We start from the raw sequence: 21,921 nt of genomic DNA on the forward strand, positions 1-21,921 counted from the left end.
GAGGGGGATGAACGGAGATTATCATGACCAAAGCCGCCGTCCTGATCGAACCCGGCAAGCCGCTCATCGTCGAAGAGGTCGTCGTCGACAAGCCCGGCCCGCACGAGGTGCGCATCCGCACCGCCGCGTGCGGCTTGTGCCATTCGGACCTCCACTTCATCGACGGCGCCTATCCGCATCCCCTTCCGGCCATTCCCGGCCACGAGGCCGCGGGCATCGTCGAGGCGGTGGGAAGCGAAGTGCGCACGGTGAAGCCCGGCGATGCGGTCGTCACCTGCCTTTCGGCCTTTTGCGGTCACTGCGAGTTCTGCGTCACCGGGCGCATGTCGCTATGCATGGGCGGCGACACGCGGCGCGCGCCCGGCGAACCGCCGCGCATCACGCGCCCCGACGGCAGCGTGGTCAACCAGATGCTGAACCTTTCCGCCTTTTCGGAAGTGATGCTGGTCCACGAACATGCGTGCGTCGCGATCGACCCCGACATGCCGCTCGACCGTGCGGCGGTGATCGGCTGCGCGGTGACGACCGGCGCGGGGACGATCTTCAACGCGTGCAAGCTGACGCCGGGCGAAACGGTCGCGGTCGTCGGTTGCGGCGGCGTCGGGCTCGCGACGATCAACGCTGCGAAAATCGCCGGCGCGGGGCGCATCATCGCCGCCGACCCGGTGCCGGAAAAGCGCGCGCTCGCCGAAAAGCTCGGCGCGACCGACACCGTCGATGCGCTCGCCGACGATGCCGCGAAGCAGATCGTCGAGATGACCAGGGGCGGCGTCGATCATGCGATCGAGGCTGTGGGGCGTCCGGCCTCGGCCAGCCTTGCGGTCGCATCGCTGCGCCGCGGCGGCACCGCGACGATCCTCGGCATGATGCCGCTCGCCGAAAAGGTCGGGCTCGGCGCGATGGACCTGCTTTCGGGCAAGAAATTGCAGGGCGCGATCATGGGCGGCAACCGCTTCCCGGTCGACATCCCGCGGCTCGTCGATTTCTACCTGCGCGGGCTGCTCGACCTCGACTCGATCGTCGCCGAAACGATCCCGCTCGAAAAGATCAACGAGGGCTTCGACAAGATGAAGAAGGGCGATTCCGCGCGGTCGGTGATCGTATTCGACCAATGAGCATCGACGCGCAGAAGCTGTTTTCGGGCACCGTCGCGCCCGAGGGCGCCGACATCCTCGACGAGGCGAAGCTGACCGCGTGGATGGAGGCGAATGTCGAGGGTTTCAGAGGGCCGCTGACGCAGAGCAAGTTCGCCGGCGGCCAGTCGAACCCGACCTACAGGATCGCCTCGCCGTCGGGCAATTATGTGCTGCGCCGCAAGCCGTTCGGCAAGCTGCTGCCCTCGGCGCACGCGGTCGACCGCGAATATAAGGTGCAGGCGGGGCTGCACAAAATGGGCTTTCCGGTCGCGCGCCAATATGGGCTGTGCACCGACGAGGCGGTGGTCGGCAGCTGGTTCTATGTGATGGCGATGGTCGACGGCCATACGATCTGGGACGGCTCGATGCCGGGGGCGACCCCCGAAAACCGCCGCGCGACCTATTTCGCGATGATCGACACGCTCGCCGCGCTGCACGGCGTCGATGTCGAGGCGGCGGGGCTGTCGGACTATGGCAAGCCGGGCAATTATTTCGGGCGCCAGGTCGACCGCTGGACCAGGCAATACAAGCTCTCCGAAACCGAGACGATGGACGAGATGGAGCAGCTGATCGCGTTCCTTCCCGCGACCTTGCCCGAACAGACGCGCACCAGCGTCGTCCACGGCGACTATCGGATCGACAATATGATCTGGGCAAAGGACCGCGCAGAGGTGCTCGCGGTGCTCGACTGGGAGCTGTCGACCCTGGGCGATCCGCTCGCCGACTTCACCTATGTCGCGATGGCGTGGGTGACCGAGAATGGCGGGCGCTCGGGGGTGATGGACCTCGACCGCGCGGCCCTCGGCATTCCCGAGCTCGACGCGGTGGTCGAGCGCTATTGCGCCGCGACGGGGCGCGACAGCGTGCCCGACATGAACTGGTATTTCGCCTATAATTTCTTCCGCCTCGCGGGCATCATGCAGGGCATCAAGAAGCGCGTGATCGACGGCACCGCCTCGTCGGCACATGCGAAGGAAATGTCCGAACGCGTGCGGCCGCTCGCGCAGCGCGCTTGGGATTTTGCACGAAAGGCAGGCGCATGAATCTCTTCGATATGAGCGGCGAGGTCGCGCTGATCACCGGATCGTCGCGCGGCATCGGCAAAGCCATTGCGGAAGCGATGGCCGAGCAGGGCGCGAAGGTCGTGATTTCGAGCCGCAAGCAGGATGCGTGCGACGCGACCGCGGCGGCGATCAACGCGAAACACGGGCGGGGCACCGCGATCGCGGTCGCGGCGAACATTTCCTCGAAGGAGGATCTTCAAAATCTGGTCGCCGAAACGCGGCGCGCCTTCGGCAAGATCACGACGCTCGTCTGCAACGCGGCGTCGAATCCCTATTACGGCCCGGGGCTCGGCATCGCTGACGAGCAGTTCCGCAAGATCATGGACAATAATATCCTGTCGAACCACTGGCTGATTTCGATGGTCGCGCCCGAACTGATCGCACAGGGCGGCGGCGCGATCACGATCATCAGCTCGATCGGCGGGCTGAAGGGATCGCCGATCATCGGCGCCTATTGCATCTCCAAGGCCGCCGACATGCAGATGGCGCGCAACTTCGCGGTCGAGTTCGGGGAAAGCGGCGTGCGCGTCAATTGCATCGCGCCGGGGCTGATCCGCACCGAGATGGCGCGCGCCTTGTGGGAAAATCCCGAGACGCTCAAACGATCGACCGCCGCCGCGTGCCTCAAGCGCATCGGCGAGCCGCACGAGATCGCGGGCGCCGCGGTCTTCCTCGCGTCGAAAGCGGGGGCTTTCACAACCGGCCAGACCATCGTCTGCGATGGCGGCGCCACGATTTCGGGAGGCGCATGATGGGCGCATTGGACGGCAAGATCGCGATCATTACCGGTGCCGGCTCGGGAATCGGCCGCGCAAGCGCGCTGCGCTTCGCCGCCGAGGGCGCGCGGCTCGTCATCGGCGACAAGACGGCGGCGGTACACGACACGGCGGCGGCGGTGAAGGACGCGGGCGGCGAAGTCGTCGCGCTCGAAATCGACGCCGGGGTCGAAGCCGATGTCGCGAAGCTCGTCGCGGCCGCGCAGGGCACCTATGGCGGGCTCGACATCGCCTTCGCCAACGCCGGGATCATCGGCGACATGGGCGGCATCTTCGACATCACGCCCGAGGGCTGGGCCGAAACGCTGCGCGTCAATCTGATCGGCCCCGCGCTGATGGTGAAACATGCGGGCAGGGCGATGGTCGACCAGGGGCGCGGCGGCGCGATCGTGCTGACCGCGAGCGTCGCGGGGCTCAATTCGGGCGCGGGTCCCGCCGCCTATTCGGCGTCGAAGGCCGGCGTGATAAACCTTGCCAAGACCGCGGCGCAGCAGATGACGACCGCTAATGTCCGCGTCAACGCGATCTGCCCCGGCCTCACCGAAACCGGCATGACGCGCCCGACTTTCGACTATGCGAAGGAAAAGGGCGTGACGCACAAGATCGGCCAGCTCAATCCGCTGAAGCGCGCGGGGCAGCCCGAGGAGCTTGCCAATGTCGCGCTGTTCCTCGCGAGCGATCAGGCGAGCTATGTCAACGGTCAGGCGATCGCGGTCGACGGCGGCCTTACCAGCTCGCACCCGGTGACGCGCCAGCTGCTCGGCCAGACGTCGCATTAGGAGATGGTGATTTTCGACATCGAGCAACCCTGCGATAGCCGTGTGTCCCCGCCTTCGCGGGAGCACAGGCTTTTTCCATCGAAGACAGCCATGACCGGAACACATTGATGACCCACGGATTCGACACCGCGCGGCTCGACCGCATTCCCGCCTTCCTCGGCGCCAAATATGTCGATAGCGGGCGCCTGCCCAATGCGGCGACTTTGGTGTCGCGGCGCGGCGAGATCGCGCATCTGTCATGCATCGGCGAGGCGCGGCCGGGCGAGGCGCTGAAGGAGGATGCGATCTTCCGCATCGCGAGCATGACCAAGCCGATTACCAGCATCGCCTTCATGATGCTGCTCGAAGAGGGCAAGGTCGCGCTGTCCGACCCGCTCGTCAAATATTGCCCCGAATTCAGGGAAACCGGCGTGTTCGTCGCCGGCGGCGGCAATGTCCCCTTTCTGACCCGCCCGCCGGCGCGGCCGATCCTGATGGTCGATCTGCTGCGCCATACCGCGGGGCTGACCTACAGCTTTCAGGAACGCACCCCCGTCGACGCCGCTTACCGCAAGACGAAAATCGACGATTTCGACGCCGATTATACGATGGACAGCTTCATCGCGGCGCTCGCGAAGATTCCGCTCCAGTTCGACCCCGGCGCGCACTGGAATTATTCGATGGCGACCGACGTGCTCGGCGCGGTGATCGAACGGATCGAGGGCAAGCCCTTTGCTGAGGTCCTGCACGATCGCATCTTCGCACCCCTCGGCATGGTCGACACCGGATTCAAGGTGCCGGCCGGCGAGCAGCATCGCCTGACCGACTGCTATGCCTTCGACCCCAAGGCGAAGATGAAGCCGTTCGACAGCGGCGCGCGCAGCCGCTGGGCGAAGGATCGCAGTTTCCATTCGGGCGGCGGCGGGCTCGTTTCGACGCTTGCCGACTATCACCGTTTCTGCCTGATGCTGCTCGGCGGCGGCAAGCTGGGCGGTGTGCGGATCGTCAGCCGCAAGACGCTCGACCTGATGACGTCGAACCACCTCGTCGGCGGCGGCGATTTGACCCAGCATAGCGTTGGCATTTTCAGTGAGGATGAAAATGCGGGGGTCGGCTTCGGGCTCGGCTTTGCGGTCACGCTCGATCCGGCGCGCGCGGGCATCCCGGGCTCGGCGGGCGATTTCTATTGGGGCGGCATGTTCTCGACCGGCTTCTTCGTCGATCCGGTCGAGGAGATCTGCATGGTGTTCATGACCCAGCTCATGCCCTCTTCGACCTATCCCGTGCGGCGCGAGGTCAAGACTCTCGTCCACGCTGCGATCGACGACTGATTACCCAGACCAAGGAGCTTTCCCATGTCCGATGAAACCCCCAACTCCGTCACGATGCAGAAGGATGGCGAGGTCGCCGTCATCATCGTCAACAATCCGCCGGTCAACGCGCTGTCGTGGCACGTCCGCGAAGGGCTGAAGACCCATTTCGAAGCCGCGCTCGCCGATGACGGCGTCAAGGCGATCGTGCTGCGCTGCGACGGCGCGACCTTCATCGCCGGCGCCGACATCAGCGAATTCGGCAAACCGCCGCGCGGCCCCGATTTCAACGCGGTGCTCAACATGATCGAGGCGGCGGCGAAGCCCGTCGTCGCGGCGATCCACGGCACCGCGCTCGGCGGCGGGCTCGAAACCGCGCTCGTCTGCCACTATCGCGTCGCGGTGCCGTCGGCAAAGCTCGGGGTGCCCGAGGTCAAGCTCGGCCTGCTTCCCGGCGCGGGCGGGACGCAGCGCCTGCCGCGCGTCGTCGGGGTCGAGGCCGCGGCGACGATGACCTCGCTCGGCGATCCCGTTCCGGCGCCCAAGGCGAAGGAGATGGGCCTCGTTGATGAACTGGCGGGCGAGGACAGCCTTGCCGCCGACGCGATTGCTTTCGCGCGCGCCAGGATCGCCGACGGCCCGCGCCCGACGCGCGAGCGCGAGGTGTTCGGCGACGTCGCCGCGATCGAGCAGCTCAAGGCCAAGAACGCCAAGCGCTGGCGCGGCTTCGAGGCGCCCTATGCCAATCTCGCCTGCGTCGAGGCGGCGACGCGCCTGCCCTTCGACGAAGGGCTCGCGTTCGAGCGGCAGGAATTCATGAAGCTGATGATGGGCAGCCAGTCGGCGGCACAGCGCCACATCTTCTTCGCCGAACGCCAGGCCGCGAAGATCGACGGTCTGCCCAAGGACATCAAGCTGCGCGACGTGAAGAAGGTCGGCATCATCGGCGCCGGCACGATGGGCGGCGGCATCATGATGAACTTTCTGCAAAAGGGCATCCCATGCACGATCGTCGAGATGCAGCAGGAGGCGCTCGACCGCGGGCTCGGCGTCGTGCGCAAGAATTATGATGCAAGCGCCGCAAAGGGCCGCTTCAAGCCCGAGCAGGTCGAGTCGATGATGGGGCTGATCACACCATCGCTCGAGCTGGAGGCGCTCGCCGATTGCGACCTCATCATCGAGGCGGTCTATGAGAATATGGACGTCAAGAAGGAGATTTTCGGCAAGCTCGACAAGATTGCGAAGCCCGGCGCGATCCTCGCGTCGAACACCAGCTATCTCGACGTCAACGAAATCGCCGCATCGACGAGCCGGCCCGGCGACGTGCTCGGCATGCACTTCTTCTCGCCCGCGAATGTGATGAAGCTGCTCGAGGTGGTGCGCGGCGACAAGACCGCCGACGATGTGCTCGCGACCGCGATGGCTACGGGCAAAAAGATCGGCAAGGTCGCGGTGGTCGCGGGCGTGTGCCACGGCTTCATCGGCAACCGCATGCTCGCGCCGCGCCAGATCGAGGCGCAGAAGCTGCTCCTCGAAGGCGCGACCCCGGCGCAGGTCGACAAGGTGCATGTCGATTTCGGCATGCCGATGGGGCCGTTCCAGATGAGCGACCTCGCCGGCGTCGACATCGGCTGGCACCGCGACCCGAACCGGATCGAAAGCATCCGCGACGCGCTATGCGCCGAGGGCCGCTGGGGCCAGAAGAAGCAGGCGGGCTTTTACGACTACGATGATAAGCGCAACCCGTCGGAAAGCCCGCGCGTCGCCGAGATCATCGAGGAGTTCCGCCAGAAGGCCGGGGTCGAAAAGCGCGAGATCAGCGACCAGGAAATCGTCGAGCGCACGCTTTATCCGATGGTCAACGAAGGCGCGCTGATCCTCGAGGAAGGCAAGGCGCAGCGCGCGAGCGACATCGACGTCGTGTGGATCTATGGCTATGGCTGGCCGGTCTATCGCGGCGGCCCGATGTTCTGGGCGGGGCTCGAAGGCACCGACAAGATCGCCGCGGCGCTGGAAAAACATGGTTTCGAGGTGGCGCCGCTGCTCAAGGAAAAGGCCGCGGCGAAAGCCGGGTTCTGATCCCAATATCCCCTCCCCTTCAGGGGAGGGGCTTAATTTCGTCCCGATGCGGGGCAGGCGGCCCTTCGTTTGTCGGCGTCCTGCGTCCGGCGCGGGCGAAAAGTTGCGATTGAAGGTTAAAGCACTGGCAAGACCCGCCGTTAGGGCAGAGCATGGACGCCATGCCCTTCGCCGCTGCCCTGATGCTGCTCGCCGCCGCCGCACCGGCCGCCACGCCGGCGCCGCAGGCGAGCGCCGTCGGCGTCGCCCGCGCGCGCATCGTCGCGCCGGCCGAGGTTCGGCGGGTGAACGGCAAGCTCGAAATCCGCAGCGGCGATGCCAAGGCGCCGCGGCAGGTGCATCGCACCACGCGCCGCGACGGCGGCGAGACGGCGGACTTTTATTGAACGATCCACGACGGCCGATATCGACTCTCGAGCTGGAGCCGATCCAAACACTCTCGTCATCCCGGACTTGATCCGGGATCCAGTTCCCCCCGTCGGCTCGAATGGATCCCGGATCAAGTCCGGGATGACGAAGATTTCGAGGCGGCCCTTGCCTGGTCCCTCATTCAGCCCTGCAACGTCCGGATGATCGCCGAAAAGTCATGGCCGCCCTCGTCGGCCGCGACGAAGGCTTCGTAAAGCTCGCGCGCGCGGCTGCCCATCGGGACTTGCGCCTCGACGCTCGCTGCGGCTTCCATCGCGAGCCGCAGATCCTTGAGCATCAGCGCCGCGGCGAACCCGCCCTGATAGTCGTTGTCGGCGGGGGTCGTGGGGCCGACGCCGGGGAGCGGCGCATAGCTGGTCAGCGACCAGCATTGCCCCGACGACACGCTCGCGATGTCGAAGAATTTCTGCGGGTCGAGCCCCAGCTTCTGCGCGAGCGCAAGGCTTTCGCACGTCGCGATCATCGACGCGCCGAGCAGCATGTTGTTGCAGATCTTCGCCGCCTGTCCTGCGCCCGCCTCGCCCGCATGGATCACCGCCTTGCCCATCGCGCCGAGGATCGGCTCGCTCCGCGCAAAGGCGCCGCCGGTGCCGCCGACCATGAAGGTCAGCGTGCCCGCGTTGGCGGCGGCGATGCCGCCCGAAACCGGTGCATCGACCGCGACGAGGCCCTTCGCCGTCGCAGCTTCGATATTGGCGCGCGCGGTGGCGACGTCGATCGTCGAGCAATCGAGCAGCAAGGTGCCGGGTGCGGCATTGGGGAAGACGTCGGCTTCATAAACGCCCGCGACATGCTTGCCCGCGGGGAGCATGGTGACGACAGCCTCGGCGCCGGTCACCGCTTCGGCCGCCGACGAGGTGCGCTGGCAGCCGGCTTCGACCGCGCGCGCCAGCGCCTCTTCGCTGAGGTCGAAGGCGCGGACGTCATGCCCCGCCTTCGCGAGGTTCGCGGCCATCCCGCCGCCCATATTGCCGAGTCCGATAATGGCGATTTTCATATCTGCTCCCCTCCCGCTTGCGGGAGGGGCCGGGGGAGGGCCTGTCCCGTATATTGCACATTGCCGGGAGGACGAACACGCCCTCCCCTGACCCCTCCCGCAAGCGGGAGGGGGACTGAAATCACCGCCCCTTCCACACGCCTTCGCGCTTTTCGATGAAGGCGGCCATGCCCTCGGCCTTGTCCTCGGTCGCGGCGAGGATCTGGAACAGGCGGCGCTCGTAGATCAGGCCCTGGTCGAGCGTCGTTTCGAACGCGGCGTTGACCATGTCCTTGTTCACCATCGCCGCCATCGGGGGCATCGCGGCGATCACCGTCGCGGTCTTCACCGCTTCCTCGACCAGCGCCTCATGCGCCACCACCCGCGCGACAAGGCCCGAGCGTTCGGCCTCTTCGGCGTCCATCATCCGGCCGGTGAGGCACATTTCCATCGCCTTCGCCTTGCCGACCGCGCGGGTGAGGCGCTGCGAGCCGCCCATGCCGGGGGCGACGCCGAGCTTGATTTCGGGCTGGCCGAACTTCGCCTTGTCCGATGCGATGACGAAATCGGCCATCATCGCGAGTTCGCAGCCGCCGCCCAGCGCGAAGCCGTTCACCGCGGCGATCCACGGCTTGCGAACCTTCTTCACGAAGTCGCTCGTCCATTTCGAGAAGAAATCCTCGAGGTAGAAATCGGCGGCGGGCTTGTCGGCCATTTCCCTGATGTCGGCGCCCGCGGCGAACGCCTTGTCGCCCGAACCGGTGAGCACCGCGCAGCGCTGGCTGTCGTCGGCCTCGAAGGCGGCGAAGGCGGCGATCAGGTCGTCGAGCACACCCGAATTGAGCGCGTTGAGCGCCTGCGGGCGGTTGAGGGTGACGAGCGTGACGGCACCGCGCTGTTCGACGAGGAGGGTTTCGTAGGTCATTCTGATGATCTCCTGATGATCGTCATGCCGGCGAGGCTGACTGGACCCCGGATCAACTCCGGGGTGACAAAATTAGGGTAGCGGGGTCCACGTCTCCTCATCGGGCAGCGGCGCGAAGATCGCGTCGATCCATGCGTCGCTGACCGCCTCGGGGGTTGGCGGGTCCCATTTGGGACTATTGTCCTTGTCGACGATCAGCGCGCGCACGCCTTCGAGGAAGTCGTGCATCTGAACGACGCGCGCGCCGATCGCATATTCCTGTGCCATCTCGGCGGCGAAGTCGGGCATCGCCGCGCCTTCCTTCAGCTGCCGCAGCGCGACCTTGCACGTCTGCGGCGATTTGGTGCCGAGCGTGTCGCGCTCCTTTTGCGCCCAGTCCGATCCGTCGGCCTCGAGCGCGGCGAGGATGTCCTCGTAGCGGTCGCTCGCGAACAGGCGGTTGATCTTGTCGAGATGGTCCATCACCGCCGCATGTGGCGCAGTGGCCGAGAGCTCGCCCAAGATACCGCCGATGCGGTCGGGGTGCGCGGCGATGCGCGCCTTCGCCTCGGCGAGCTTTTCGGACGGCAGATAATGGGTGGCGATGCCGAGCGCCAAACATTCGGCGCCGTCGAGCCGCGCGCCGGTGAGGGCGAGATATTGGCCGACGCGCCCTTCGAGGCGCGGCAGATACCAGCCGCCGCCGACGTCGGGGAAGAGGCCGATCCCCGTCTCGGGCATCGCGAAGCGCGTATGCTCGGTCGCGACGCGATATTTCGCCGGCTGCGAAATGCCGACCCCGCCGCCCATGGTGATGCCGTCCATGAAGGCGACGACGGGCTTTGCATAAGTGAAGAGCAGGTGGTTGAGGCGATATTCGGTGTGGAAAAAGGCGCGCGCCTCCACGCCGTCCTTCGCGCCGCTCTCTGCCAACATGCGGATGTCGCCGCCGGCGCAGAAGCCGCGGCCCTCGCTATGCTCGATAATGACGGCTTCGACGGCGGCATCATCGCGCCACGCGACGAGTGCGTCGATCATCGCCCGACACATTGCGAGGTTCAATGCGTGGATCGCCTTGGGGCGGTTGAGCGCGATCCGGCCGATGCGGCCTTCTTTCGCGATGATGACGTCTTCGGTCATGCAGCAGGTCCTTCGAGACGGGTCTTCGCCAGGCTCAGCCCCTCCTCGGGACGAACGGCGAAAAATAAAATCCGTTTGTGCTGAGGAGCCGCTGAGCCTGTCGAAGCGGCGTCTCGAAGCATCGTTATTTTCATCATTGGCGCAGCAAATCCCTTCCCACGATCATCCGCATCACCTGGTTCGTCCCTTCGAGGATCGAATGGACGCGCAGGTCGCGCCAGAAGCGCTCGATCGGATAATCCTTCAGATAGCCATAGCCGCCGAACAGCTGGAGCGCGTCGTTGACGATCTTGCTGCCATTGTCGGTCGCGAGCCGCTTCGCCATCGCCGAGAAGCGCGACTTGTCGGGGGCGTTCGCAGTGACCTTCGCTGCCGCCATGTAAAGCAGCGCGCGCGCCGCCTCGAGGTCGGTCGCCATGTCGGCGAGCATGAACTGGGTGTTCTGGAAGTCCGAAATCGGCTGGCCGAACTGCTGGCGGTCCTTGGTATAGGCAATCGCTTCGTCGAGGCAGCGCTGCGCGCCGCCCAAGGAACAGGCGCCGATGTTGAGCCGCCCGCCGTCGAGCCCCGCCATCGCGAAGCGGAAACCGTCGCCCTCGGCGCCGACGCGGTTTTCGACCGGCACCTTCACATTGTCGAAGATCACCTGCGCGGTGGGGGAGGCGTTCCAGCCGAGCTTGCGCTCCTTGGCGCCGAAGCTGACCCCCGGCATGTCCTTTTCGATGACGAGGCACGAAATGCCCTTCGGTCCCGGCTCACCGGTGCGGACCATCGTCACATAGAGGTCGTTGACCCCGGCGCCCGAAATGAACTGCTTGGTGCCGTTGACGACATAATGGCCTGCCCCGGACCCCGATCCGGGGTCGCCCTCCAGCTTCGCCGTCGTCTTCAATGCCGCGGCATCGGAGCCCGAACCCGGCTCGGTGAGGCAATAGCTCGCCATCTGGTCCATCGTGACGAGGCCGGGCAGGAACTTCGCCTTGACCGCGTCGCCGCCGAAACGGTCGATCATCCAGCTCGCCATATTGTGGATCGAGACGAAGGCGCTGGTCGCGGGGCAGCCATAGGCCATCGCCTCCATGATCAGCGCGGCTTCGAGCCGGCCGAGGCCGATGCCGCCCGATTCCTCGCTGACATAGATAGCGGCGAAGCCCAGCTCGGCGGCCGCCTTGATCACATCGCGCGGGAATATCTGCTTTTCATCCCATTCGGCGGCGTGCGGCGTGATCGCATCGGCGGTGAACTTGCGCGCCATCTCCTGAATGGCGCGCTGGTCGTCGGTCAGCTGGAACTGGTCGGTCATTTCCCTGTCTCTATTATGGCCTCGGCCTCGATTTCGACTTTCCATTCGGGGCGCAGCAGGCCCGCGACGACGGCCATCGTGGCCGCGGGCCGGACATCGCCGAACACAGCCCCGTGCGCGCGGCCGACGAGGTCGGCGTCGGCGGGGTCGGTGATGAACATGCGCGTGCGCACGACGTCGGCGGGCGAGCCGCCGAGCGCGGCGAGCGCCTCCGCTATGATCGTCAGGCAGCGCGCCGCCTGCACACCCGCGTCGCCGGCGGTCGACGAACCGTCGGGCTCGATCGGCGCGGTTCCGCCGACGATGATCCGCTCGCCGATCCGCACCGCCCGGCTGTAGCCGAAAACGGGTTCATAGGGCGATGCGGAGGCGTGATTGCGGCGGTCAGCCACAGGTGATTTTCTCGATTTTATAGGCGTCGTCATAGAAGATGTTCAGCCGGTCCTGGCGATAGTCCATCGTCATCGCCGAGCGCGGCGGGCCCCAGCGCAGGGTGCGCGCGCCCGATTCTTTCAGGATCGCCGCGCCGAGATCGGGGGTCGCGGTCTGCCCGACATGGCTTTGCACCGCGTCGGCGTTGCACGTCATTTCGGCGGGCGGCGGCGGTCCCATGTCGCCGGGCGATTCGCCGGGCGCCGCACAGGCGGCCAGCGGCAGGGCGGCGGCGATCGTCAGCAAGCGAATATCCATCGTCTATCTCCCTTTCTTTCTGCCGCCCCTCAGGCGACGCACCGCCTATAGCGCAGCGGCTCGGCGGCGGCACCCTCGCCATAATCGCGGCGCACGAGCGTCTTGCCGCCGTCGGCGAGGCCGAGCAGCATCAGCCGGTCCCATGTCTCGCCTTCGCCGCCGAACTTGTAATCGGCGACGATGCGGTTCGCGCCGCGCTCGCGGACATGCGCAAGGTCGCCCGCCGATTCGAAGAAGCGCAGCGTCTTGGCGTCGATCACCAGCGCGGTGAGGTCGGTGCCGGGGCGCGCGGTGCAATCCTCTTCCTTGAGCGCCCAGCGCCCCTGGATCGCGGCGGGGATCGCCTTGTCGCCGGTGCCGATGCCGGCATCGGGCTTCGCGGGCGGCTTCGCCGACGCGTCGGGCGTATAGGAAAGGTCGGCGTCGGCGGGCGCCCCCTCGGCGGGAACCGCGCTTGCGGGTTCGCCGGGGATGGAGGTGTTTTCGGGTGCCGTTTCCTGCTTCTCGTCATGGCCGCCGCCGCACGCGGCCAGAAGCAAGATTGTGGCCAACATTAAGCCCCGCCCCTTCAGGGGAGGGGTTGGGGGTGGGGCCCATCGGCCTTGCACAAGGTTTCGGGGCCCCACCCCAATCCCTCTCCTGAAGGAGAGGGGCTTTGTTGAAGCGGCGTCGGTGTGACTGTTCATCCTTTGTCTCCTTCGCAGGAGAAATGCCCGATGGCCGGACGCGGTTTCATGGCGCGCGCCCGCTCAGCCCATCGTCGGGATGACGAAGGCGTTGCCGCCGTCCGGCGACCCGTCGGGCCAGCGCGCGGTGACCGTCTTGACCTTGGTCCAGAATTTGACGCCTTCCATGCCGTGCTGGTTGGTGTCGCCGAACGCCGAGCGCTTCCAGCCGCCGAAGCTGTGATAGGCCACCGGCACCGGGATCGGCACGTTGATGCCGACCATGCCGACATTGACCCGCGCGGCGAATTCGCGCGCGGCGTGGCCGTTGCGCGTGAAGATCGCGACGCCATTGCCATATTGATGCTTCGAGGGCAGTTCGAGCGCGGTTTCGAAATCGGGCGCGCGGACGATCTGGAGCACGGGGCCGAAGATTTCTTCCCTGTAGCTTTCCATGTCGGGGGTGACATGGTCGAAGAGCGTCGGGCCGACGAAGAAGCCGTCTTCATGCCCCTGGAGCGAAAAGCTGCGGCCGTCGACGACCAGCTCGGCGCCTTCCTCGGCGCATTTGGCGATCCAGCCTTCGACCTTTTGCTTGTGCGCGGCGGTCACCACCGGGCCGTAATGCGCTTCGGCATCGGTCGAGACCCCGACGCGCAGCGCCTCGATCGCGGGAACCAGCTTGTCGCGCAGCCGCTCGGCGGTGTCCTCGCCGACCGGGACGACGACCGGCAGCGCCATGCAGCGTTCGCCCGCCGAACCGAAGGCGGCGCCGGTCAGGTCGCTGACCACCTGGTCGAGGTCGGCGTCGGGCATGACGATGCCGTGGTTCTTGGCCCCGCCCATCGCCTGGACGCGCTTGCCCGCGCGCACGCCGCGTTCATAGACATAATGCGCGATGTCCGACGAGCCGACGAAGCTGACCGCGCCGATGTCGGGATGGTCGAGGATCGCGTCGACCATCTCCTTGTCGCCGTGGACGACCTGGAAAATTCCCTCGGGCATACCGGCTTCGAGCATCAGTTCGGCGAGGCGGACGGGAACCGACGGGTCGCGCTCGCTGGGCTTCAGGATGAAGGCGTTGCCGACCGAGGTTGCGACCGCGCCCATCCACAACGGGATCATCGCGGGAAAGTTGAACGGGGTGATGCCGACGCCGATGCCGATCGGCTGCCGCATCGACCAGACGTCGATGCCGGGGCCGGCGCCTATCGTATATTCGCCCTTCAGCACATGCGGGATGCCGCAGCAGAATTCGACGACCTCCAGGCCGCGCTGGATGTCGCCCTTCGCGTCGGCGATCACCTTGCCATGCTCGCTCGACAGCAGCGCGGCGAGCTCGTCCATATTGGCTTCGACGAGGCGCTTATATTCGAACATCACGCGCGCGCGGCGCTGCGGATTGACCGCGGCCCACGCGGGCTGCGCCGCCTTTGCGGCGGCGACCGCCTTGTCCAGCACCGCCGCATCGCCGAGCGCGACCTCGGCCTGCACGCCGCCATTGTTGGGATCGAAGATTGCGCCCTTGCGCGCCGCCCGGCCGGCACCGCCGACGATGAAATGGTCGATCTGTCGCATGCGCCTTGAGTCTCCCGTCTATGACCTTGTCCTATGCCACAGACCAAGGCGCGCGCGATTGCAAGGGATAGACTTGCAGTTTGAAGCTGCATATTTGCAGGGCAATGGACTGGGACAAGCTGCAATATTTCCTGTCGGTCGCGCGGCACGGCACGCTTGCGCGAGCGGGTCAGGCGCTGCACGTCGACCCTACCACGGTCAGCCGCCGCGTCAGCGGGCTCGAGGCCGAGTTGCAGCAGACGCTGTTCGAGCGCGCGCCGGCCGGATTCCTTCTCACCGCGGCGGGGCGCGCGCTCGTCCCGCATGCCGAGGCGATGGCGGCCGCCGCGGCGCGCATCCATGCGGGCGGCGACGGCGGCGCGGCGCTGTCGGGGCAGCTGCGGATCAGCGTGTCCGAAGGCTTCGGCGGCCATTTTGTCGCGCCGCGGCTCGCGGGCTTCGTTGCGGCGCATCCCGAAATCGAGATCGACCTCGTCGCCTCGTCGGGTTTCCTCAATCCTTCGCGGCGCGAGGCCGATATGGCGGTGCTGCTCGCGCGGCCGCGCAAAGGCCCGCTCATCACGCGCAAGCTCGCCGACTACAGCCTCGGCCTCTATGCCCCCGCCGACCGGCTGGACTGGCAGCGCGCAGTCGAGGCGACGGCGCTGTCGCGCGCTGCGATCCCGATCGTCGGCTATGTTCCCGACATCCTCTATGCCCCCGAACTCGACTATCTGGGCGAGATCGAGCCGGGATTGCGCGCGGGGGTGCGATCCTCGTCGATCCTTGCGCAGCGACGGATGATCGCGGGCGGTGCGGGGGTCGGGGTGCTCCCCTGTTTCCTCGCCGCGGGCGACCCGGCGCTGGTACGGGTGCGCGCCTCGCAGACGATCCGCCGCAGCTTCTGGCTCGCGCTCCACCGCGACGTCGCGCCGCAGCCGCGCATCCGCGCCTTCATCGACTGGCTCGACGCCGAAGTGCATAAAGGCCGCGCGCTGCTTGTCCCGGGCTGAAAAACGAAATTGTCGCACTTTGTCGCAAGCCGCCCATTTTCCTTGCGGCGACCGGTCAATCCGTTGAATAGAGCCCTCTTCCGCCCTCCCCGGGATCGACAAGAGTTGGATCGACCATGCCCAGCAAGCGGCCGCCGCGCCTGACCGGAGCCCTGTGCGCGATGTTGCTGACGCTCGGCGCCTGCGCGAACGGCGATGCGGACAAGGGCGGGCCTCAGACCCCCGAAGTCGGCTATGTGACGGTTGCGGCCGCGGCGGTGCCGATCACGAGCGAACTCGGCGGGCGCACCGTCGCCTTCGAGACGAGCGAGGTGCGGCCGCAGGTGACGGGGCTGATCCGCAAGCGGCTGTTCACCGAAGGCAGCTTCGTGCGCGCCGGCCAGCCCTTGTTCCAGATCGACGCGAGCCTCTATCGCGCCGCGGTCGCCGAGGCCGAAGCCAATCTGGCGAGCGCCAGGGCCAATGCCATGGGCGCCGAAGAAAAGGCGAAGCGCTACGAACCGCTCGCGAAGATGCAGGCGATCGCCGAGCAGGACTATACCGACGCGCTCGCCGCCGCCCGCGTCGCGCGCGCCGCGGTCGCGCAAAATGCCGCCGCGCTCGATACCGCGCGGATCAACCTGCGCTACACCACGATCACCGCGCCGATCGGCGGGCGCATCGGTCGTTCGCTCGCGACCCCCGGCGCGCTCGTCAGCGCGACGCAGGCCGATCCGCTCGCGATCGTGCAGCGGCTCGACCCCATCTATGTCGATATCCAGCAATCGGCGGCCGAACTGACCGCGCTGCGCCGCTCGCTCGCGAACGGCAGAACGCAGCCCGGAAGCACCGCGGTGCGGCTGCGGCTCGAGGACGGCAGCGATTATGCGCTGCCCGGCACGGTCGAATTTTCCGAGGTGACGGTGAACGAGGCGACGGGGACGGTGACCTTGCGCGCGCGCTTTCCCAATCCGAACGGGGTGCTGCTGCCGGGCATGTTCGTCACCGCACTGTTCGAACAGGCGGTCGAGCCCGACGCGATGCTCGTCCCGCAGCCGGCGGTGCAGCGCGACTTCGATGGCAGCGCCTTCGTTTATGTGGTGGGCAAGGACAATAAGGCGCAGCGGCGCAAGATCGTCACCGAGCGCACCGCGGGGGCGAACTGGGTCGTCTCGTCGGGGCTGAAGCCGGGCGAGCGCGTCATCACGCAGGGGCTCGGCAATTTGCGCAGCGGCGCGGCGGTCAGGCCCGTGCCGGCGGCGAGCGCGCAGAAGGTGGGGGCGGCGGGCGGCAAAGCGGCGAAGGGCGAGTAGCGGCCGATGTCGCGCATCTTCATCAACCGGCCGATCTTTGCATGGGTGCTGGCGATCATCGTCATGCTCGGCGGGCTCGGCGCGCTGTTTTCGCTGCCGATCGCGCAATATCCCGACATCGCCCCGGTGCAGGTCAATATCCGCGCCAACTATCCCGGCGCGTCGGCCGAGACGATCGAGAACAGCGTCACGCAGGTGCTCGAACAGCAGCTCACCGGGATCGACGGCCTGCTCTATTTCAGCTCGCAATCGAGCTCGCGCGGGCAGGCGAGCATCAGCGTCATCTTCGCCAAGGGGACCGACCCCGACATCGCGCAGGTGCAGGTGCAGAACCAGATCCAGTCGGCGATCTCGCGCCTGCCGCAGCAGGTGCAGAGCCAGGGCGTGCGCGTCACCAAGTCGAACTCGGATTCGCTGCTGCTCGTCGCGGTGTTCGACACCACCGACACGCGGTCGAACCAGGATGTGTCCGACTATCTGACCTCGAACATCCAGGACCCGCTGTCGCGCGTCGACGGGGTCGGCGACGTCAATGTCTTCGGGTCGCCGCACGCGATGCGCATCTGGCTCAACCCGCAGCGGCTGGCCGCGGTGTCGCTGATGCCCGGCGACGTGATCAATGCGATCAATGCGCAGAATAGCGAGATCGCGGCGGGCGACGTCGGCGGCCTGCCCGCGCCCGAAGGCCAGATGCTCAACGCGACGGTCACCGCGCAATCGCGGCTCCAGACCCCCGAAGAGTTCGAGAATATCGTGCTCAAGACGCTGTCCGACGGATCGACGGTGCGGATCAAGGATGTCGCGCGGGTCGAGATCGGCGCCGAAAGCTATGCCGTCATCACCCGCGTCAACGGCCATCCGGGCGCGGGCATGGCGATTTCGCTGTCGCCCGGCGCCGACGCGCTGAAAACCGCCGAACTGGTCAAGGCGCGGATGGACGAGCTGGCGCAGACGATGCCCGAGGGGCTCGACTATGCCTATGCGAATGATTCGACCAATTTCATCAAATTGTCGGTCAGCGAGGTGCAAAAGGCGCTGTTCGAGGCGATCCTGCTCGTCGTGCTCGTCATGTTCGTGTTCCTGCAAAGCTGGCGCGCGACCTTGATCCCCGCGATCGCGGTGCCGGTGGTGCTGCTCGGCACTTTCGGCGTCTTCTATATCGCGGGATTCAGCATCAACACGCTGACCCTGTTCGGGCTCGTCCTCGCGATCGGCCTGCTCGTCGACGATGCGATCGTCGTCGTCGAAAATGTCGAGCGGTTGATGGAAGAAAATCCCGGCATGACCGCGCGCGAGGCGACGATCCGGTCGATGCAGGAATTGCAGGTCGCGCTCGTCGCGATCGGGCTCGTGCTGTCGGCGGTGTTCCTGCCGATGGCCTTTTTCGGCGGTTCGACCGGGGTGATCTATCGCCAATTCTCGGTCACCATCGTCTCGGCGATGGCGCTGTCGGTGCTCGTCGCGCTGATCCTCAGCCCGGCGCTGACCTCGACCCTGCTCAAGCCGAAGGCGCATGGGGCCGCGGCGGATGGCCCGCACCGCTTCCCGCGGCTCCACACCGTCTATGAGCGCGCCAAGCATGGCTTCAACACGCGCTTCGAGCGCGCGAGCGCGGGCTATGCGGGCAGCGTCGCCAAGGTCGTCGAGCGCAAATGGCTGTTCCTCGGCATCTATGCGCTCGCGCTCGCGCTGCTCGTGCTGCTGTTCTGGCGCTTGCCGAGCGGCTTCCTGCCCAACGAGGATCAGGGGCGCGTCGCGATCCAGTTCCGCCTTCCTGCCGGCGCGACGCAGGCGCGCACGCTCGAGGTGCGCGACGCGATCGAGAAATATCTGCTGACGCAGGAAAAGGCGAACACCCAGGCGCTGTTCCTGATCGCCGGCGGCGGGGGCGGCGGCGCGTCGGGGCAGAATACCGGCCAGGGTTATGTCAACCTCGTTCACTGGGACGACCGGCCCGGTCCCGAGAACAGCGCCGACGCGATCGCGCAGCGCGCGCGGCAGGCGCTGTCGGGGCTGCGCGACGCCGACATCTTCGCGCTCGTTCCCGGCGCGGTGCGCGGGCTCGGCGACACGTCGGGCTTCACGATGGAGCTGCAGAACCGCAGCGGCCTATCGCGCGACGAGTTTGTGGCGGCGCGCGACCGGTTGCTGGAGATGGCGAAAGCCAATCCGAAGCTGACCTCGGTGCGGCTCAGCGACCTGCCCGACGTCGCGACACTGAAGATCGACATCGATACGCAGCGGCTGACCGCCTATGGGTTGTCGAACAGCGACGTCAACACGACGCTGTCGACCGCGTGGGGCGGGCGCTATGTCAACGACTTCATCGACAAGGGGCGCGTCAAGCGCGTCTATGTGCAGGGTGACGCCCCCTATCGCGCGAGCCCCGACGACCTGGGGCAATGGTATGTGCGCTCGGCAGACGGCGGCATGTCGCCCTTCTCCGCCTTTTCGCACATCGGCTGGTCGACGACGCCGAGCAGCACCTCGCGCTTTCAGGGGGTGCCCGCGTTCGAAATTTCGGGGCAGGCCGCGCCCGGCGTGAGCTCGGGCGAGGCGATGGACGAAATGGAGCGGATGGCGGCCGAGATTCCGGGCACCAGCGTCGCCTGGTCGGGCGCCTCCTATCAGGAGCGGCTGTCGTCGGGACAGGCGCCCTTGCTCTATGCGCTGTCGCTTCTCGTCGTCTTCCTCTGCCTCGCGGCGCTTTACGAAAGCTGGTCGATCCCGGTCGCGGTGCTGCTCGTCATCCCGCTCGGGCTGGTCGGCGCGGTGCTCGCGGTGACGCTGCGCGGGCTGGAGAATGACGTCTATATGCAGATCGGGCTTTTGACGACGATGGGGCTCGCGTCGAAGAATGCGATCCTGATGATCGAATTCGCCGAGCAGGAAGAACGCAAGGGCAAGCGCGTGATCGAGGCGGCGATCGCCGCGGCGAAGATCCGCCTGCGCCCGATTTTGATGACGAGCTTTGCCTTCATCTTCGGCGTGCTGCCGCTCGCGGTCGCGACCGGCGCGGGCGCGAACAGCCGTGTCGCGATCGGCACCTCGGTGATCGGCGGGATGCTGACCGCGACCCTGCTCGCCATCTTCTTCATCCCGCTCTTCTTCGTGCTTGTGCGGCGCGGGGTGCGCGACGGGCTGGCGGCGCTCCGCCAGCGCTTCGGCCGCGGCGGCGATGCGGCGGAGGTGCCGGCATGAGGCGCGCATTGCTTTTGTTGACGCCGCTCGTCCTCGCCGGATGTTCGCTCGCACCGAAGACGGTGCTCCCGGCGCCGCCGGTGCCCGCAAGCTGGCCGGTCGGCGACGCCTATCTGGCGGCGAGCGAGGCGGCGCTGCCGCTGCTCTCCTACAAGGCGATCTTCACCGATCCGCGGTTGCAGGCGCTGATCGAGGCGGCGCTTGCGAACAATCGCGACCTGCGCGCCGCCTATGCCAATGTCGCGGCGGCCCGCGCGCAGGTGCGCGTCAGCCGGGCGGCGCAATTCCCCGCGATTGGCGCGAGCGCGGGCGCCGGCTATTCGGACAGCAATAGCAGCGACGGCAGCGCCGATTTTTCGCTGCAGGGCGGCGTCACCGGCTTCGAGCTCGACCTGTTCGGGCGGCTCGCCAATGCGACCGAGGCCGAACGGGGTCGTGCGCTTGCGACCGAGGCGGCGGCGCGCACGGTGCGCCTCGCGCTGATTGCCGACCTCGCCGACGCATGGGCGAGCTATGGCGCCGACCGCGACCTGCTCGCGATTGCGCAGGATACCGCCGTCAATGCGCGCGAGAGCGTGCGGCTGACCAGGGCGCGGCTGGAGGGCGGCATCGCGCCGCGCACCGACCTGAGGCAAGCCGAGCAGATCCTCGCGAGCGCCGAGGAGTTGATCGCGGTGCAGACGAGCGCGATCGCGCAGGACGAAAATCTGATCCGGTTGCTCGTCGGCGGCGACGTCGATCGCGCGCTGCTGCCCGCGAGCCTCGACGAAGTGGTGCCGGGAATCGCGCTGCCGCCTGCCGGAGTCAGCTCGCAGATCCTGCTCCGCCGCCCCGACGTGATCGAGGCTGAATATGAACTGCGCGCCGCCAATGCCGATATCGGCGCGGCGCGCGCGCGGCTGTTCCCGACGATTTCGCTGACCGGCCTGCTCGGGGTTGCGAGCGATGCGCTGTCGAGCCTGTTCGACGGCGGCTCGTTCGGCTGGTCGGCAGGCGCCGACGCGAGCGCGAGCATCTTCGATTTCGGCGGCCGCCGCGCTGCTGTCGCGGTGAGCGAGGCGCAGCGCGACGCCGCGCTCGCGAGCTATGAAGGCGCGATTCAGACCGCCTTTCGCGAGGTTTCCGACGCGCTCGCGGTGCAGGGCACGATCGCCGAGCGCGTCCGCGCGGCGGCGGCGAATCGCGAGGCCGCCGACGACAGCGCGGCGCTGACCGAGGCCCGCTACAAGGGCGGGATCGACAGCTTCCTCGCCAGCCTCGTCGTTCAGCGCAGCCTCTATACCGCGCGCAGCAGCGAGGTCGCGACGCGCCTGCTGCTCGCGCAAACGCGAATCGCCCTGTTCCGCGCGCTCGGCGGCGACAGCGAGGCGGGAAGCGCGGGCGAGCCGTAGCGCGCCGATTGCGCCTCGCGCCGGGACGCGGGCGTTGTGTAATTTATTCGCACGAAGCCACGAAGCCACAAAGAAGCGCCGTCCGCAGCGCAGCCACTATCCTTCAAGGCAGTGCAGGATATGGCGGCTGGGCAGGAGGGCGCCTGCGGCGCGATACGAGATTCCTTTGTGGCTTTGTGTCTTTGTGCGAGTCCCTCTTTGCCGGTCGCGACCATGATCGCTCCGTCTTGACAAGCG

19 protein-coding genes are annotated in these 21,921 nt (G+C 67.0%); 11 read left to right on the forward strand and 8 right to left on the reverse strand.

Features of this window, described 5'->3' with window-relative positions:
- The first annotated feature begins 23 nt into the window (after window positions 1–23).
- From CHB69_RS13635 to CHB69_RS13665, 7 genes are all read left to right on the forward strand, one after another.
- Window positions 24–1,115, forward strand: coding sequence for a Zn-dependent alcohol dehydrogenase (locus CHB69_RS13635; RefSeq protein ID WP_089216565.1), 1,092 nt, complete (start codon window positions 24–26; stop codon window positions 1,113–1,115).
- Window positions 1,112–2,179: a phosphotransferase family protein gene (locus CHB69_RS13640; RefSeq protein WP_089216566.1), complete on the forward strand. Its 1,068-nt coding sequence runs from the start codon at window positions 1,112–1,114 to the stop codon at window positions 2,177–2,179. Before CHB69_RS13635 ends, CHB69_RS13640 begins: the two co-directional genes overlap by 4 nt.
- The gene (locus CHB69_RS13645) at window positions 2,176–2,952 is read left to right on the forward strand and encodes an SDR family NAD(P)-dependent oxidoreductase (RefSeq protein ID WP_089216567.1); all 777 of its coding nucleotides are present in this window, start codon (window positions 2,176–2,178) and stop codon (window positions 2,950–2,952) included. Before CHB69_RS13640 ends, CHB69_RS13645 begins: the two co-directional genes overlap by 4 nt.
- Window positions 2,952–3,755, forward strand: coding sequence for an SDR family NAD(P)-dependent oxidoreductase (locus tag CHB69_RS13650; protein ID WP_089216568.1), 804 nt, complete (start codon window positions 2,952–2,954; stop codon window positions 3,753–3,755). Before CHB69_RS13645 ends, CHB69_RS13650 begins: the two co-directional genes overlap by 1 nt.
- Before the next feature lie 107 nt (window positions 3,756–3,862).
- Entirely contained in the window at window positions 3,863–5,065 is a 1,203-nt protein-coding gene (locus CHB69_RS13655) for a serine hydrolase domain-containing protein (RefSeq protein ID WP_089216569.1), read from the forward strand.
- Window positions 5,066–5,089: 24 nt separating this feature from the next.
- Window positions 5,090–7,123 carry a 3-hydroxyacyl-CoA dehydrogenase NAD-binding domain-containing protein gene (locus CHB69_RS13660; protein WP_089216570.1) on the forward strand — a complete coding sequence of 678 codons (2,034 nt, stop codon included), beginning with the start codon at window positions 5,090–5,092 and terminating at the stop codon, window positions 7,121–7,123.
- Window positions 7,124–7,275: 152 nt separating this feature from the next.
- Window positions 7,276–7,509 carry a hypothetical protein gene (locus CHB69_RS13665; RefSeq protein ID WP_089216571.1) on the forward strand — a complete coding sequence of 78 codons (234 nt, stop codon included), beginning with the start codon at window positions 7,276–7,278 and terminating at the stop codon, window positions 7,507–7,509.
- A gap of 164 nt (window positions 7,510–7,673) precedes the next feature.
- Here the strand turns inward: CHB69_RS13665 and mmsB are convergent, their stop codons facing one another.
- From mmsB to CHB69_RS13705, 8 genes are all read right to left on the reverse strand, one after another.
- Window positions 7,674–8,549, reverse strand: a complete 876-nt coding sequence (mmsB, locus tag CHB69_RS13670) for a 3-hydroxyisobutyrate dehydrogenase (protein ID WP_089216572.1) — start codon at window positions 8,547–8,549, stop codon at window positions 7,674–7,676.
- 121 nt (window positions 8,550–8,670) lie between these two features.
- Complete coding sequence (locus CHB69_RS13675) at window positions 8,671–9,453, reverse strand: enoyl-CoA hydratase-related protein (protein WP_089216573.1); 783 nt, start codon at window positions 9,451–9,453, stop codon at window positions 8,671–8,673.
- 72 nt (window positions 9,454–9,525) lie between these two features.
- Window positions 9,526–10,572 carry an enoyl-CoA hydratase/isomerase family protein gene (locus CHB69_RS13680; protein ID WP_089216574.1) on the reverse strand — a complete coding sequence of 349 codons (1,047 nt, stop codon included), beginning with the start codon at window positions 10,570–10,572 and terminating at the stop codon, window positions 9,526–9,528.
- 133 nt (window positions 10,573–10,705) lie between these two features.
- Window positions 10,706–11,875: an acyl-CoA dehydrogenase family protein gene (locus tag CHB69_RS13685; protein WP_089216575.1), complete on the reverse strand. Its 1,170-nt coding sequence runs from the start codon at window positions 11,873–11,875 to the stop codon at window positions 10,706–10,708.
- Complete coding sequence (locus tag CHB69_RS13690; RefSeq protein WP_245836797.1) at window positions 11,872–12,267, reverse strand: RidA family protein; 396 nt, start codon at window positions 12,265–12,267, stop codon at window positions 11,872–11,874. The genes CHB69_RS13685 and CHB69_RS13690 overlap by 4 nt, the downstream gene beginning before the upstream one ends.
- Window positions 12,260–12,565 carry an I78 family peptidase inhibitor gene (locus CHB69_RS13695; RefSeq protein ID WP_089216577.1) on the reverse strand — a complete coding sequence of 102 codons (306 nt, stop codon included), beginning with the start codon at window positions 12,563–12,565 and terminating at the stop codon, window positions 12,260–12,262. The genes CHB69_RS13690 and CHB69_RS13695 overlap by 8 nt, the downstream gene beginning before the upstream one ends.
- Window positions 12,566–12,594: 29 nt before the next feature.
- Complete coding sequence (locus CHB69_RS13700) at window positions 12,595–13,119, reverse strand: hypothetical protein (RefSeq protein ID WP_089216578.1); 525 nt, start codon at window positions 13,117–13,119, stop codon at window positions 12,595–12,597.
- 195 nt (window positions 13,120–13,314) lie between these two features.
- Window positions 13,315–14,808 (reverse strand): CoA-acylating methylmalonate-semialdehyde dehydrogenase, encoded by a 1,494-nt coding sequence (locus CHB69_RS13705; RefSeq protein WP_089216579.1) that lies wholly within the window; start codon window positions 14,806–14,808, stop codon window positions 13,315–13,317.
- A gap of 104 nt (window positions 14,809–14,912) precedes the next feature.
- Here CHB69_RS13705 and CHB69_RS13710 point away from each other — a divergent pair, with 104 nt between their 5' ends.
- The 4 genes from CHB69_RS13710 to CHB69_RS13725 all read left to right on the forward strand — a co-directional run bounded on the left by CHB69_RS13710 (window position 14,913) and on the right by CHB69_RS13725 (window position 21,684).
- Window positions 14,913–15,800 carry a LysR family transcriptional regulator gene (locus CHB69_RS13710; protein ID WP_089216580.1) on the forward strand — a complete coding sequence of 296 codons (888 nt, stop codon included), beginning with the start codon at window positions 14,913–14,915 and terminating at the stop codon, window positions 15,798–15,800.
- Between the two features lie 116 nt (window positions 15,801–15,916).
- Complete coding sequence (locus CHB69_RS13715) at window positions 15,917–17,092, forward strand: efflux RND transporter periplasmic adaptor subunit (protein ID WP_089216581.1); 1,176 nt, start codon at window positions 15,917–15,919, stop codon at window positions 17,090–17,092.
- A 6-nt stretch (window positions 17,093–17,098) separates the two neighbouring features.
- A complete protein-coding gene (locus tag CHB69_RS13720; RefSeq protein ID WP_089216582.1) occupies window positions 17,099–20,293 on the forward strand; it encodes an efflux RND transporter permease subunit in 3,195 nt (1,064 codons plus the stop codon).
- Window positions 20,290–21,684 carry an efflux transporter outer membrane subunit gene (locus CHB69_RS13725; RefSeq protein WP_089216583.1) on the forward strand — a complete coding sequence of 465 codons (1,395 nt, stop codon included), beginning with the start codon at window positions 20,290–20,292 and terminating at the stop codon, window positions 21,682–21,684. The genes CHB69_RS13720 and CHB69_RS13725 overlap by 4 nt, the downstream gene beginning before the upstream one ends.
- Window positions 21,685–21,921 lie beyond the last annotated feature (237 nt).

The organism is Sphingopyxis indica, assembly GCF_900188185.1.
GTDB lineage: Bacteria > Pseudomonadota > Alphaproteobacteria > Sphingomonadales > Sphingomonadaceae > Sphingopyxis > Sphingopyxis indica.

Bases quoted from the DNA above. Each gene is read 5' to 3' on its own strand.
- CHB69_RS13725 (WP_089216583.1), top strand. From the start codon at position 20,290: ATGAGGCGCGCATTGCTTTTGTTGACGCCGCTCGTCCTCGCCGGATGT.
- CHB69_RS13645 (WP_089216567.1), top strand. From the start codon at position 2,176: ATGAATCTCTTCGATATGAGCGGCGAGGTCGCGCTGATCACCGGATCG.
- CHB69_RS13635 (WP_089216565.1), top strand. From the start codon at position 24: ATGACCAAAGCCGCCGTCCTGATCGAACCCGGCAAGCCGCTCATCGTC.
- CHB69_RS13705 (WP_089216579.1), bottom strand. From the start codon at position 14,808: ATGCGACAGATCGACCATTTCATCGTCGGCGGTGCCGGCCGGGCGGCG.
- CHB69_RS13715 (WP_089216581.1), top strand. From the start codon at position 15,917: ATGCCCAGCAAGCGGCCGCCGCGCCTGACCGGAGCCCTGTGCGCGATG.
- CHB69_RS13680 (WP_089216574.1), bottom strand. From the start codon at position 10,572: ATGACCGAAGACGTCATCATCGCGAAAGAAGGCCGCATCGGCCGGATC.
- CHB69_RS13720 (WP_089216582.1), top strand. From the start codon at position 17,099: ATGTCGCGCATCTTCATCAACCGGCCGATCTTTGCATGGGTGCTGGCG.
- CHB69_RS13710 (WP_089216580.1), top strand. From the start codon at position 14,913: ATGGACTGGGACAAGCTGCAATATTTCCTGTCGGTCGCGCGGCACGGC.
- CHB69_RS13685 (WP_089216575.1), bottom strand. From the start codon at position 11,875: ATGACCGACCAGTTCCAGCTGACCGACGACCAGCGCGCCATTCAGGAG.
- CHB69_RS13650 (WP_089216568.1), top strand. From the start codon at position 2,952: ATGGGCGCATTGGACGGCAAGATCGCGATCATTACCGGTGCCGGCTCG.
- CHB69_RS13665 (WP_089216571.1), top strand. From the start codon at position 7,276: ATGGACGCCATGCCCTTCGCCGCTGCCCTGATGCTGCTCGCCGCCGCC.
- CHB69_RS13660 (WP_089216570.1), top strand. From the start codon at position 5,090: ATGTCCGATGAAACCCCCAACTCCGTCACGATGCAGAAGGATGGCGAG.
- CHB69_RS13695 (WP_089216577.1), bottom strand. From the start codon at position 12,565: ATGGATATTCGCTTGCTGACGATCGCCGCCGCCCTGCCGCTGGCCGCC.
- CHB69_RS13700 (WP_089216578.1), bottom strand. From the start codon at position 13,119: ATGTTGGCCACAATCTTGCTTCTGGCCGCGTGCGGCGGCGGCCATGAC.
- CHB69_RS13655 (WP_089216569.1), top strand. From the start codon at position 3,863: ATGACCCACGGATTCGACACCGCGCGGCTCGACCGCATTCCCGCCTTC.
- CHB69_RS13640 (WP_089216566.1), top strand. From the start codon at position 1,112: ATGAGCATCGACGCGCAGAAGCTGTTTTCGGGCACCGTCGCGCCCGAG.
- mmsB (WP_089216572.1), bottom strand. From the start codon at position 8,549: ATGAAAATCGCCATTATCGGACTCGGCAATATGGGCGGCGGGATGGCC.
- CHB69_RS13675 (WP_089216573.1), bottom strand. From the start codon at position 9,453: ATGACCTACGAAACCCTCCTCGTCGAACAGCGCGGTGCCGTCACGCTC.